Below are 13,604 nucleotides of genomic sequence, written 5' to 3'. Positions count from 1 at the left end.
CCGACGTCGTACGGCATCTGACGGCGACCAGGAACCCGTGCCGCCGGTCCTGGCACCTCGGGTCGCACTCCGTCGCGCTGCTCCTTGCTGTGCTGACCGAAGGGACGCATAGATCCGAGCTATGCCAGCAGTTGGTCCCACCACTCGTCCATCCTGAACCCAGGATGATCTCAGGATTGTTCGTTGAACAGGGTTCATTGGCGAACTTCTGCCTCCACTCTAGACGACAACGCGAGCAGCCCCTATAAATTCATCCGATGTCACCGACGGCGCTGACGTACGGAACGCGTCCGAGGTGCCGGCGGACCCGACGTCCTTGCACGCGCCCTGCCTCTCCCCTCACGCCTCCAGGAGCCGCACCATGTCCTCTGCGCCCCTCAGCAGACGTTCCCTGATCAAGGCTGCCGCGCTCGCGGGAGGCGTCGCGGCCTTCGGGCTGCCTCAGGCCCTATGGGCTGCACCCGCCCAGGCCTACACCGTCCCGTCCAAGATGAACTGGTGGTACCAGGCCCGGTTCGGCATGTTCATCCACTTCGGCTCCTACTCCTACCTCGGCCACGGTGAATGGGCCTTCTCCGCGGAGAACTGGTCCAAGTCCGCCTACCAGACCCAGGTGTCGCAACGGTTCAACCCCACGGCCTTCAACGCGGCGGCCATCGCCCAATTGGCGGCGGACGCCGGTATGAAGTACCTGGTGATCACGGCCAAGCACCACGAGGGCTTCGCCATGTGGGACTCCGACGTCCCCAGCTTCACCGACACCACCGGCACCAAGCTGTACAACCTGCACGACTACGCCGGCGTCCAGGGAGATCTTCTCGCGGCGCTCAAGACCGAGTGCGAGGCGAGAGGCGTCAAGTTCGGGCTCTACTACTCGATCCTGGACTGGAACCATCCCTCCCAGACCATTCGGAGCGGTGGTGTCACCACCATGGCCTCCCACGGTGCCCGCACAAGTTACATCGCCGACATGAAGGCCCAGTTGCAAGAACTGCTGGATCGCTACGACCCGGCGCTCCTGTGGTTCGACGGCGACTGGTTCGGCGAGCCCTCCAGCCCCACGCTCCAGGACTGGTGGCTCAAGTCGGACGGCGTGGACCTCTACAACTGGCTGATCGCCCGCAAGCCCCAACTCGTCGTCAACGAACGGGTCAAGCGGGACCTGGGACTCGGCGACTACGCGGTCGCGGAGTTCGGTGTCCCCGCTGCGCCGTTGGAGCGCCAGTGGGAGCGGTGCGACACCATGAACGGCGCCTGGGGCTACAACGCGGGCCAGGAGAACTCCTACCGACCCGTGAAGGATTTCGTCCAGGAGCTCGTCACCTGCGTCTCGCGGGACGGCAACTTCCTGCTGAACATCGGTCCCAAGGGCGACGGCTCGGTCACCGCCGGATCCGTGACCGTACTTCAGGGCCTTGCCTCCTGGATGGCGACGTACGGCGACAGCGTGCACGGAGCAACGGCGAGCCCTTTCGCCACCGACCCCACCTGGGGAACGGCCACCAAGAAGGACGGCAAGCTGTACGCCCATGTCTTCGCCTGGCCTTCGGGCGGCGTGCTGCAGATTCCGGCGCTCACCAACACGATCAGCCGCGTCTACCTGATGAACAACCCGGCGTCCTCCCTCAGTTACACCGTCAGCGGCGGCCAGATCAACGTCACCGTGCCCTCTGGTGCGCCGGACGCCAACGACTCCGTGGTGTGCGTGGAGGTCAGCGGCGTCCCGACGTCCGTCGGCGCGGGCCGGGTGACGGCGTTCAAGGACGTGGACTACTCCGCGGCGAGCGCGGTGCTGACGCTGGGCAGCTACACCTCCTCCCAGCTGACGGCCGCGGGGGTGGGGCCGTCGTCCATCTCCTCGCTGCGGGTGCCCCAGGGTTACCGGGTGACGGGCTACTCCGGCGACAACTTCACCGGCACGACCTGGAGCTTCACCGCCGACACCCCCGACCTGCGCACAACCGGCAACAACGACGCCATCGTCTCGCTCAAGGTGACGTTCAATCCGGCCACCTACTTCCGGCTCATCAACGTCACGGACGGTCTGGCCCTGGACAGCGGTGGCAATGTCGCCAGCGGCTCGAACCTCAAGCAGTGGACTCCGATCGACAGCACCAACCTCCAGTGGCAGGCCGTCGACCTCGGCACCGGTTACTACCGGCTGGTCAACCGCACCAACGGCATGGTCGCCGACGGCTGGGGCTCGACCGACAACGGCTCCCCCGTGCGGCAAGCGGCCTGGAACAGCGGCCCCAACCAGCAGTGGCAGATCACCGACCGCGGTAACGGCCAGTACTCGATCGCCAATCGCAGTACGGGACTCGTCCTCGACGGCGGAGGCCAGGTGCCCTCCGGCTCCGTGACGAAGCAATGGACGTGGACCACCAGCACCAACCTGCTGTGGACGCTTCAGCCCGTGTCCTGATCGCCCCGCGTCGGCGCCGTTCCCCCTGGTCGAATGCCCGCGACCGGATTCCGATCGCCTGTCAGGGACTTGTTCCGTCTCTGTCAGGGGTCCGACGGCCCCTGCCGATTCCGTGCCCCGAGCGCGATCCGGCCCGCCGGTCCTCCCCAGACGGCGCCCATGTGTGCGTACCGGGTGCTCGCCGACGACGGCATGGCCGCGGGCCTTGACCCAGCCGTGCGTGCTTCCCGACCGCCCCGACGAAGGCGTTGGCGGCGGTCTGAGGCAGACGAACCCCTTGAACGGAGGCAGCGTCCGGCGCCTCCGCTCGATGGCCGACGAGGCGTCGACGGCCTGCGCACAGGCGGCGAAAATCCGTCGGCAACCCTTTCCCTGTGGGTGGCGACTGTCCAGTGCACCATCGACTCCACCCTGAACGGACAGGCAAATGATGACAACGAGGCAGGTCGCGCGGCAGCGCAGGCGCAGACGCAGACTCGTCCTGGGCGCCACGGCGGCGCTGGCCGTCACGGGCGTACTCGCCTACCTGCTCATGTCAATGCTCCCCGGTCACCAGGCCGATGCGGGGCCGGCCGTGGCCACACCCTTCGTCACCACCCAACCGAAGGCCACCGGCGCCGACGGCACAGCGTCTGCGACTGCGACGCCGAGCCCGTCGGCCAGTGCGAGTGCGAGCGGCTCCGCCACCCCGAAGACGACAGCGACCCCCAAGACGCCAAAGGCGTCGCCGAAACGCACCCGGAACTCCTCCCACACGTCCGTCACGCCCCCGTCGGCGGGGCGGATTCGTCCCCACACCTCCTACCAGGGCGTTGCGACCGCCTACGAGGCCGGGGACGGGGACGGGGCCTGTCTCTTCGGTCCGAGTCCGGATCTCATGATCGCGGCCATGAACACCACCGACTACGAGACCTCCAGGGCCTGCGGCGCGTATGTGCTCGTCCGCGCGGCGAACGGCAAGTCGGTCACCGTACGGATCACCAACGAATGCCCTCTTCCCTGCGCTCCGGGGCAGATCGACCTCAGCCAACAGGCCTTCGCCAAGCTCGCCGATCTCAAGGTCGGCCGGCTCCCCATCACCTGGAGCCTGGTGAGTCCCGGCTCGATCGGCACGATGTCCATCCGCTACAAGACCGGGTCCAGCGCCTTCTGGTGCGGCATCCAGGTGATCGGTCACCGCAACCCGATCGCACGGCTGGAGGTGAGCACCGGGGGCGGCTGGCGGCAGTTGCCCCGCACGAGCTTCAACTACTTCATCTCCGCCGACGGCAGCGGCTGTGGCAAGGCGATCAGAGTCACCGACATCTACGGGGAACAGCTGACCGTCAGCGACCTCGCGGTGCTGCCGAATGTCGCACAGCCGACGCACGTGCAGTTCACCCGACACTGATCCCGACGTCCGAGCCACCTGTGGCCCGACGGCCACCCCTCGGCTGCCATGTCGCATGAGCCGAGCCTGAGCTTCGAACGCGACCGGGGCCGCGCGGCAGCCGACCGAGCGGCCCCGGTCGCGTTCGGCCGGCTCCTCACAGCAGCCACGTCCGGTCTCCTCGGGAAGACGGGACCGTCCCATCCTTGGGGAGCAGCCGACCGGCTTCCTCACCGCCCGGCCACGGTCGTCGACCCGCGTGGCGGTGCCGCGGCCGTCGTCGGACACGGACACCGAGCCGTCCCGGTGGAAGACGACTGCACACCGCCCGCCGTGATGGGCCTCCGCCTCGTCAGCCGCGTGGGCGACGACCTCGAGGACGAGATGCCGTACACCGCCAGGGGCGGACCCGGCCGGGTTCCGGCGGATGCGGGCGAGATGGTCGCTGTCCACGGCGATCGCCCCGTCGTGCGTCGTCCCCTGTCGTGGGCTCTTCGGGGTTCTCCGTCCGGGCACTCTTCCAGCCGGCCGCCCCGCCTCGCTCGAAGCGGCGAGTGGCCGGCCTGCCTCTGGTGGGCGTGGATCATGGCGTGTTACGAAGGACCATGTCTGCCAACGAGGGAACCCGGACGTATGACGCCTTGATCGTGGGCGGTGGCCACAACGGTCTGGTCGCCGCCGCCTATCTGGCCCGGGCCGGGCGGTCCGTGCTGGTGCTGGAGCGGCTGGAGCGCACCGGCGGTGCCGCCGTCTCCACCCGGCCGTTCGCCGGGGTCGACGCCCGGCTCTCGCGCTACTCCTACCTGGTCAGCCTGTTGCCGCGGAAGATCGTGCGCGACCTGGGGCTGGACTTCAGGGTGCGCGGGCGGACCATCTCCTCGTACACCCCGACCGAGCGCGGTGGACGCCCCACCGGGCTGCTCGTGGGCGGCGGGGAGCGGCGCACCCGGGAGGCCTTCGCCCGGCTGACCGGCGGCGAGCGCGAGTTCGAGGCCTGGCAGCGCTTCTACGCCATGACCGGCCGGCTCGCCCAGCGCGTCTTCCCGACCCTCACCGAACCCCTGCCCACCCGCGAGGAACTGCGCCGCCGCATCGACGACGAGGCCGCCTGGCGGGCCCTGTTCGAGGAGCCCATCGGCGCCGGCATCGAGGAGCGGTTCAGCGACGACCTGGTGCGCGGCGTGGTCCTCACCGACGCACTGATCGGCACCTTCGCCGACGCCCACGACTCCTCCCTCGCCCAGAACCGCTGCTTCCTCTACCACGTCATCGGCGGCGGCACCGGCGCCTGGGACGTGCCCGTCGGCGGCATGGGCGCCCTCACCGACGCCCTGGCCGGCGCCGCACGCGCGGCGGGCGCGGTCCTGGCCACCGGGCACGAGGCGGTCCGCATCGCCACCGACGGACACACCGCCGAGGTCACCTACCGCACCGCCGACGGCGAGGGCGTCGCCGCCGCCCGGCACGTCCTGGTGGGCGCCTCGCCGCAGGAACTGGCCGCCCTGACCGGGGACACGGCCCCCGCACCCGCCGAGGGCGCCCAGCTCAAGGTCAACATGCTCCTCACCCGGCTCCCCAGGCTGCGGGACTCCTCCGTCGACCCCCGCGAGGCCTTCGCCGGCACCTTCCACATCGCCGAGGGCTACGAACAGCTCGCCACCGCCCACGCCCAGGCGGCCGCCGGCGAACTGCCCGCCGCGCCGCCCTCGGAGATCTACTGCCACTCCCTGACCGACCCCACCATCCTGGGCCCCGGCCTCGCCGAGCGCGGCCACCACACGCTCACCCTGTTCGGCCTGCACACCCCCGCCCGGCTGTTCGCCCGGGACAACGACGCCGTCCGCGAGGACCTGCTGAAGGCCACCCTCGCGCAGCTCGACGCCCACCTCGCCGAGCCGCTCGCCGACTGCCTGGCCACCGACGCCGACGGCAGGCCCTGCATCGAGGCGAAGACCCCGCTCGACCTGGAACGCGACCTGCGGCTGCCGGGCGGCAACATCTTCCACCGCGCGCTGTCCTGGCCGTACGCGCAGGAGGGCACCGGGCGCTGGGGGGTGGAGACCGGCCACGCCAACGTCCTGCTGTGCGGCGCGGGCGCGGTGCGTGGGGGAGGGGTCAGCGGGGTGCCGGGGCACAACGCGGCGATGGCGGTGCTGGAAGAATCCGGGTGACACCGCGACCGCGACCGGGATCGACACGGCGACCGGCATCGACACCGCGACCGGGATCGAGCACGAGAGGTTGCGGCGGCGGAATCTGACACCGCATCAGAAAACCTCTTCCCTCGTCCGGCCCGCTGCGGCATCCTGCGCCCATGCAGACGGAGCTGAGCAGGAAACTGGGAGTCGAGCACGCCGTCTTCGGCTTCACGCCGTTCCCCGCCGTCGCCGCGGCCATCAGCCGGGCCGGTGGCTTCGGTGTGCTCGGCGCGGTCCGCTACACCGCCCCCGACGACCTCAAGCGGGACCTCGACTGGATCGAGGCGAACGCCGGGGGCCGACCCTACGGGCTGGACGTGGTGATGCCCGCGAAGAAGGTCGACGGCGTCACCGAGGCCGACGTCGAGGCGATGATCCCCGACGGGCACCGCCGGTTCGTGCGCGACACCCTCGCCAAGTACGGGGTCCCGGAGCTGGCCGAGGGCGAGGCGTCCGGGTGGCGCATCACCGGCTGGATGGAGCAGGTCGCCCGCACCCAGCTCGACGTCGCCTTCGACTACCCGATCAAGCTGCTCGCCAACGCCCTCGGCTCGCCGCCCGCCGACGTCGTCGCCTGCGCCCACGAGCGGGGCGTCCCCGTCGCCGCCCTCGCGGGCAGCGCCCGGCACGCCCGCAAGCACCAGGAGGCGGGCATCGACATCGTCGTCGCCCAGGGCTACGAGGCCGGCGGCCACACCGGGGAGATCGCCACCATGGTGCTGACCCCCGAGGTCGTCGAGGCCGTCGCCCCGCTGCCCGTGCTGGCCGCCGGAGGCATCGGCAGCGGCGAGCAGGTGGCCGCCGCCCTCAGCCTCGGCGCCCAGGGTGTGTGGCTCGGATCCATATGGCTGGCCACCACGGAAGCCGACCTCCACTCGCCCGCCCTGACCCGCAAGCTCCTCGCCGCCGGGTCCGGTGACACCGTCCGCTCCCGCGCGCTGACCGGCAAGCCCGCCCGCCAGCTGCGCACCGAGTGGACCGACGCCTGGGACGACCCGGCCGGCCCCGGCACCCTGCCCATGCCGCTGCAGGGCCTGCTGGTGGCCGAGGCGGTCTCCCGGATCCAGAAGTACGAGGTCGAGCCGCTGCTCGGCACGCCCGTCGGTCAGATCGTCGGCCGGATGACCGGCGAACGCAGCGTCCAGGCCGTCTTCGACGACCTCACCCGCGGCTTCGAGCAGGCCGTGGACCGCATCAACCGCATCGCCGGAAGGAGCGGCCAGTGAGCACACCCCCCGCCGGATTCTGGGCCCAGGCCGCCGCCGACCCCGGCCGCCCGGTGCTGGTCGCCCCCGACGGCGAGCAGTGGACCGCCGGCCGCCTGCACGCAGCCGCCAACCGGCTCGTCCACGGGCTGCGGGCGGCCGGCCTCGGGCGCGGCGACGCCTTCGCCGTCGTCCTGCCCAACGGGCCCGAGTTCCTCACCGCCTACCTCGCCGCCACCCAGGCCGGGCTGTACCTCGTCCCGGTCAACCACCATCTCGTGGGACCCGAGATCGCCTGGATCGTCGCCGACTCCGGCGCCAAGGTGCTCGTCGCCCACGAGCGGTTCGCGGATGCCGCCCGGCACGCCGCCGACGAGGCGGGCCTGCCCGCGACCCACCGGTACGCGGTCGGCGAGGCCGACGGCTTCCGCCCGTACGCCGAACTCCTCGACGGCCGCCCCGAGTCGGCGCCGGCCGAGCGCGAGCTGGGCTGGGTCATGAACTACACCTCGGGGACGACCGGACGCCCGCGCGGCATCCGCCGCCCGCTGCCCGGCAAGCGGCCCGAGGAGTCCTATCTCGGCGGCTTCCTCGGCATCTTCGGCATCCGGCCGTTCGACGGCAACGTCCACCTGGTCTGCTCGCCGCTCTACCACACGGCCGTCCTGCAGTTCGCGGGCGCGTCCCTGCACATCGGCCACCGCCTGGTGCTGATGGACAAGTGGACCCCCGAGGAGATGCTCCGGCTCGTCGACACCCACCGGTGCACCCACACCCACATGGTCCCCACCCAGTTCCACCGCCTCCTCGCCCTCCCCGTGGAAGTGCGGGAGCGCTACGACGTGTCGTCCATGCGGCACGCCATCCACGGCGCCGCCCCGTGCCCGGACCACGTCAAGCGGGCCATGATCGACTGGTGGGGGCACTGCGTCGAGGAGTACTACGCGGCCAGCGAGGGCGGCGGCGCCTTCGCCACCGCCGAGGACTGGCTGAAGAAGCCCGGCACGGTCGGCAAGGCCTGGCCGATCAGCGAACTCGCCGTCTTCGACGACGACGGCAACCGGCTCCCGCCCGGTCAACTGGGCACCGTCTACATGAAGATGAGCACCGGCGGGTTCTCGTACCACAAGGACGAGGCCAAGACCCGCAAGAACCGCATCGGCGACTTCTTCACGGTCGGCGACCTCGGGTACCTCGACGAGGACGGCTACCTCTTCCTCCGCGACCGCAAGATCGACATGATCATCTCGGGCGGGGTCAACATCTACCCCGCCGAGATCGAGTCCGTGCTGCTCTCCCACCCCGCCGTCGCCGACGCCGCCGCCTTCGGCATCCCGCACGACGACTGGGGCGAGCAGGTCAAGGCCGTCGTGGAGCCCGCGCCCGGACACGAGCCGGGCCCCGCCCTCGCCGCCGCCCTCCTCGACCACTGCGCCGAGCGGCTCGCCGGCTACAAGCGGCCCAAGAGCGTCGACTTCATCGCCGAGATGCCCCGCGACCCCAACGGCAAGCTGTACAAGCGGCGCCTGCGCGCACCGTACTGGGAGGGCCGCACCCGCCCGGTGTGACATCGGGCGCCCCGGGCCACGGGCCCGCCGCCGTGCGGCGACTTGACCTCCTGCGGCGGCGGGCCGAGGATCACCTGTCATGACGCCTGGACACGGGAGCACGGTCGACGGAGTCCTGCGACGCAGCGCGCGGCGCACCCCGGCGCGGGTCGCCGTCACCTACCGGGAGCGCTCCTGGACGTACGCGGAACTCGACGACGCCGTCTCCCGTGCGGCGGCCCTCCTGCTCGCCGAGGGGCTCACCCCCGGCGACCGGGTCGGCGCGTACGGCCACAACTCCGACGCCTACCTCATCGCCTTCCTCGCCTGCGCCCGCGCGGGCCTGGTGCACGTGCCGGTCAACCAGAACCTGACCGGTGACGACCTGGCGTACGTCGTCGGCCAGTCGGGCAGCACGCTGGTGCTCGCCGACCCGGACCTCGCCGGCCGGCTGCCGGCCGGCGTACGGGTCGTACCGCTGCGGGACGCCGAGGACTCCGTGCTCGCCCGGCTCGCCGGCACCGCGCCCCACGACGGGCCGGAACCGCGCACCGAGGACCTGGTGCAGCTGCTGTACACCTCCGGCACCACCGCGCTGCCCAAGGGCGCGATGATGACCCACCGGGCCCTGGTGCACGAGTACCTGAGCGCGATCACCGCCCTCGACCTGAGCGCCGGCGACCGGCCCGTGCACGCGCTGCCGCTGTACCACTCCGCGCAGATGCACGTGTTCCTGCTGCCGTACCTGGCGGTCGGCGCGACCAACGTCATCCTGGACGCGCCGGACGGGGACCGGCTGTTCGACCTGATCGAGGCGGGCCTGGTGGACAGCCTGTTCGCACCGCCCACGGTGTGGATCGCCCTGGCGAACCGGCCCGACTTCGCCACCCGCGACCTCGGCGGCCTGCGCAAGGCCTACTACGGCGCCTCGATCATGCCGGTGCCGGTGCTGGAGCGGCTGCGCGAACGGCTGCCGGAGCTCGCCTTCTACAACTGCTTCGGGCAGAGCGAGATCGGCCCCCTCGCCACCGTGCTCGCCCCCGACGAGCACGAGGGCCGGCTGGACTCCTGCGGCCGTACCGTGCTGTTCGTGGACGCCCGGGTGGTGGACGACGCGGGCGAGGACGTGCCCGACGGCACGCCCGGCGAGATCGTCTACCGCTCGCCGCAGTTGTGCGAGGGCTACTGGAACAAGCCCGAGGAGACCGCCGAGGCCTTCCGGGACGGCTGGTTCCACTCCGGCGACCTCGCGGTGCGCGACGCGGACGGCTACTTCACGATCGTGGACCGGGTGAAGGACGTCATCAACTCCGGCGGGGTGCTGGTGGCCTCCCGCCAGGTCGAGGACGCCCTCTACACCCACGAGGCCGTCGCCGAGGCCGCCGTGATCGGCCTGCCCGACGAGCGGTGGATCGAGGCCGTCACGGCGGTGGTCGTCCCACGCGGCGAGGTGACCGAGGAGGCACTCGTCGCCCACGTACGGCAGAAGCTCACCGCGTTCAAGGCGCCCAAGCGGGTGCTGTTCGTGGACGAGCTGCCGCGCAACGCCAGCGGCAAGATCCTCAAGCGGGACCTGCGGGACCGCTTCGGCGGCTAGCTGCTCTCGGCCACCGTGCCGGTCGTCAGCGGGGGCGCAGGTCCACGATGCGGCGGATCTTGCCCACCGAGCGCTCCAGCGACTCCGGTTCCACGATCTCCACGTCCACGGACACGCCGATGCCGTCCTTCACGGCGGCGGCGATCGACCGGGCCGCCGCCTGCCGTGCCTCGGGCGTGGCGCCGGGACGGGCCTCGGCGCGCACGGTGAGCGCGTCCATACGGCCCTCGCGGCTGAGGCGCAGCTGGAAGTGCGGGGCCACGCCGGGCGTGCGCAGCACGATCTCCTCGATCTGGGTCGGGAACAGATTGACCCCGCGCAGGATCACCATGTCGTCGCTGCGGCCGGTGACCTTCTCCATCCGCCGGAACACCCGGGCCGTGCCGGGCAGCAGTCGGGTCAGGTCCCGGGTGCGGTACCGGACGATCGGCATGGCCTCCTTGGTGAGCGAGGTGAACACCAGCTCGCCCCGCTCACCCTCCGGCAGCACCTCACCCGTGATCGGGTCGACGATCTCCGGATAGAAGTGGTCCTCCCACACATGGAGGCCGTCCTTGGTCTCCACGCACTCCTGGGCGACGCCCGGGCCGATCACCTCGGACAGCCCGTAGATGTCGACGGCGTCGATCGCGAACCGCTCCTCGATCTCGCGCCGCATCTGCTCGGTCCAGGGCTCCGCGCCGAAGACGCCGACCCGCAGCGAGGTGCCCCGCGGGTCCACGCCCTGCCGTTCGAACTCGTCCAGCAGCGTCAGCATGTACGACGGGGTGACCATGATGACGCCGGGTTCCAGGTCCTGGATCAGCTGGATCTGGCGGGCCGTCATGCCGCCGGACGCGGGGACGACCGTACAGCCCAGGCGTTCGGCACCGTAGTGGGCGCCCAGGCCCCCGGTGAACAGACCGTAGCCGTACGCCACATGCACGACGTCGCCGGGGCGTCCGCCCGCCGCGCGGATCGAGCGCGCCACCATGTCGGCCCACAGGGAGAGGTCGTTGTCCGTGTAGCCGACCACCGTGGGCCGTCCCGTGGTGCCGCTGGAGGCGTGCAGGCGGCGGATCCGGTCGCGGGGCACGGCGAACATGCCGTAGGGGTAGTGCTCGCGGAGGTCGGCCTTGGTGGTGAAGGGGAAGTGCGCCAGGTCGGCGAGCGAGCGGCAGTCCTCGGGGCGGACGCCGGCCTTGTCGAAGGACTCCCGGTAGAAGGGGACGTGGTCGTAGGCGTGCCGCAGCGAGGCGCGCAGCCGCTCCAGCTGGAGCGCCCGCAGTTCCTCGGGGCCGAGCCTCTCGCCCGCGTCGAGCAGGTCCGTCGCATCCGCCATCGGGACGTTCTCCCTCGCCAGCCGCACCGTACGGACGACCGATCATTCGGTCGATCTCTTCGGGGCCAGTAATGCAGGCCATCGGGTTCCAGGCAAGAGGCGGACCCGCATTTTTCCGGCAGGAGGCCCCCGCCGTGTCGCATCGCCGCGCAGCGTCTCATCAGGCGTGTCCTGCGTTCCGGCGCGTCGGCCCGGTGCCGCTGCGACCGTCGTGCAGGTACGCACGCCAACCGCCGTACGAGGTGATGTCCACGGCCCCGTTGATCGCGGCTGGTTCGCACAGAAAGCCGGGCACGCGGCTGCCGTCGGCCAGGTCGACCCCGCCGATCGCCATCGGCGCGGGCAGGGCCGCGACGAGCGTGCCCAGCCCCTCCACGGGCAGCTCCCACACCTCGGCCTCGATCGCGGCGCCCCCTTCGGGGACACGGACGAGCCCGGGCTTGGGCGGCGCGGTGTCCAAGGCATGCAGCCGGTAGGCCGGGGCGGTCGTCGTGGTGGCCGTCAGGCGGGCTCCCAGGGCGCGCAGCTGATGGTTGAGCGGCTGGCCGGAGAGGTGGGCGCCGACCACGGCCAGCCGGACGGTGGGTGTGAGCAGACGGGCGATCGACGCAGCTCGTTCGTCGGTGAACGCCGGGGCGATCAGCATTACGCCGAACGGCAGTCCGCCGACCTGGCCGGCGGGGACGGCGATCGCGCACATGCCGAGCAGGTTGGTGGAGTTGGTGAACCGGCCCAGCCGGGTGTTGGCGCCGACCGGGTCGGCGGCGACCTCGGCGAGGGCGGGGTGGCCCGGGGCGGTGGGGAGCAGCAGCGCGTCGGCGTCCGCGAGCTGCGCCACGGCCTGTGCCCGCAGCGCGGCCAGTCGGTCCTGGTCGGCGAAGAGGCGGTGGGCCGGGATGTCCCGGGCGGCTGTGATGATCCGGGCGACGGTGGGGTCGAGGTCCGCGGAGTCCGCGTGTTCCTCGATGAAGGCGCCGACGGCGGTGTACCGCTCGGCCACGAACGCCCCTTCGTACAGCAGCTCCGCGGCCCGGGAGAACGGTGTCAGGTCGATGGTGCGCAGGTCCGCACCCGCCCGCGCGAGGCGGTCGGCGGCGGCCTCGAAGGCCTCGGCCCAGCCCGGGTCCATCTCGCCGAGTTGACCGGTCGGCGGCACGGCCACCCGCCACGGCCCCGGTCGGCGGGCCCCGGCCCCGGCCCGTGCCCAGCCGTCGGCCGGGTCCGGATGGTGCGCGCCGGCCGCCATGATCCCGAACGCCCGCTCGGCCTGCGGGACGGTGGGCGCGAACACGGTCACGCAGTCCAAGCCGGCGCAGGCCGGAACCACGCCCGCGGTCGGGACCAGCCCCCGGGTCGGCTTGATGCCCACGATGCCGTTGAACGCCGCGGGGATCCGGCCCGAGCCCGCCGTGTCGGTGCCCAGCGCGAAATCGGCGATGCCGAGCGCCACCGCGACGGCCGAGCCGCTGCTCGACCCGCCGCTGACGCGGTCGGGGTCGTGGACGCTGCGCACGGCTCCGTACGGGCTGCGGGTGCCGACCAGGCCCGTCGCGAACTGGTCGAGGTTGGTGCTGCCCAGCACGACGGCGCCGGCCGCGCGCAGTCGGGACACGGCGGGGGCGTCGGCCTCCGGCCGGTACGCGTACGAGGGGCATCCGGCGGTGGTGGGCAGGCCCGCGACGTCGATGTTGCCCTTCACCGCGAACACAGTTCCGGCCAACGGCAGCGGGTGTCCCGCGGCGGTGCGGGCGTCGATCCGACGGGCCTCCGCTTCGGCCTGGTGCTGCGGCCGCAGGGTGATCCAGATCTCCGGGCGGTCCGTCTCGGCGATGCGCGCGTAGGCGGCGCGCACGCGCGCCACCGCGGTGGTCTGCTGCTGCGCGGTCATGCTCTCTCCCCTACCGGTGGTGTCCGTGTCCGTGTGCGTGTCCGCGGCGCGGCG

9 protein-coding genes are annotated in these 13,604 nt (G+C 71.8%); 6 read left to right on the top strand and 3 right to left on the bottom strand.

Annotated elements, in window-relative coordinates:
• Positions 1-361: 361 nt before the first annotated feature.
• On the top strand, positions 362-2,425 hold the full coding sequence (locus ACZ404_RS10245) for an alpha-L-fucosidase (protein ID WP_468437924.1): 2,064 nt from the start codon (positions 362-364) through the stop codon (positions 2,423-2,425).
• A 549-nt stretch (positions 2,426-2,974) separates the two neighbouring features.
• On the opposite strand, the gene ACZ404_RS10240 is transcribed toward ACZ404_RS10245, so the two are convergent.
• Positions 2,975-3,190 (bottom strand): hypothetical protein, encoded by a 216-nt coding sequence (locus ACZ404_RS10240; RefSeq protein ID WP_468438164.1) that lies wholly within the window; start codon positions 3,188-3,190, stop codon positions 2,975-2,977.
• Positions 3,191-3,209: 19 nt separating this feature from the next.
• Between ACZ404_RS10240 and ACZ404_RS10235 the strand changes: the two genes are divergently transcribed.
• From ACZ404_RS10235 to ACZ404_RS10215, 5 genes are all read left to right on the top strand, one after another.
• Positions 3,210-3,815: an expansin EXLX1 family cellulose-binding protein gene (locus tag ACZ404_RS10235; protein ID WP_468438152.1), complete on the top strand. Its 606-nt coding sequence runs from the start codon at positions 3,210-3,212 to the stop codon at positions 3,813-3,815.
• A gap of 584 nt (positions 3,816-4,399) precedes the next feature.
• Positions 4,400-5,965 carry a phytoene desaturase family protein gene (locus ACZ404_RS10230; protein WP_468437922.1) on the top strand — a complete coding sequence of 522 codons (1,566 nt, stop codon included), beginning with the start codon at positions 4,400-4,402 and terminating at the stop codon, positions 5,963-5,965.
• A gap of 143 nt (positions 5,966-6,108) precedes the next feature.
• Positions 6,109-7,218, top strand: coding sequence for an NAD(P)H-dependent flavin oxidoreductase (locus ACZ404_RS10225; protein WP_468437920.1), 1,110 nt, complete (start codon positions 6,109-6,111; stop codon positions 7,216-7,218).
• Positions 7,215-8,765, top strand: a complete 1,551-nt coding sequence (locus tag ACZ404_RS10220; protein ID WP_468437918.1) for an acyl-CoA synthetase — start codon at positions 7,215-7,217, stop codon at positions 8,763-8,765. The genes ACZ404_RS10225 and ACZ404_RS10220 overlap by 4 nt, the downstream gene beginning before the upstream one ends.
• 79 nt (positions 8,766-8,844) lie before the next feature.
• Complete coding sequence (locus ACZ404_RS10215; RefSeq protein WP_468437917.1) at positions 8,845-10,341, top strand: acyl-CoA synthetase; 1,497 nt, start codon at positions 8,845-8,847, stop codon at positions 10,339-10,341.
• Between the two features lie 25 nt (positions 10,342-10,366).
• On the opposite strand, the gene paaK is transcribed toward ACZ404_RS10215, so the two are convergent.
• Both paaK and atzF read right to left on the bottom strand, forming a co-directional pair.
• Complete coding sequence (gene paaK / locus ACZ404_RS10210; protein ID WP_468437915.1) at positions 10,367-11,662, bottom strand: phenylacetate--CoA ligase PaaK; 1,296 nt, start codon at positions 11,660-11,662, stop codon at positions 10,367-10,369.
• A gap of 160 nt (positions 11,663-11,822) precedes the next feature.
• On the bottom strand, positions 11,823-13,550 hold the full coding sequence (gene atzF, locus ACZ404_RS10205; protein ID WP_468437914.1) for an allophanate hydrolase: 1,728 nt from the start codon (positions 13,548-13,550) through the stop codon (positions 11,823-11,825).
• Between the last annotated feature and the right edge of the window lie 54 nt (positions 13,551-13,604).

The organism is Streptomyces sp. NPDC030798 (assembly GCF_055572275.1).
Note: the sequence above shows the minus strand (reverse complement) of the source record. Positions and strands in the feature narration are given on the sequence as shown.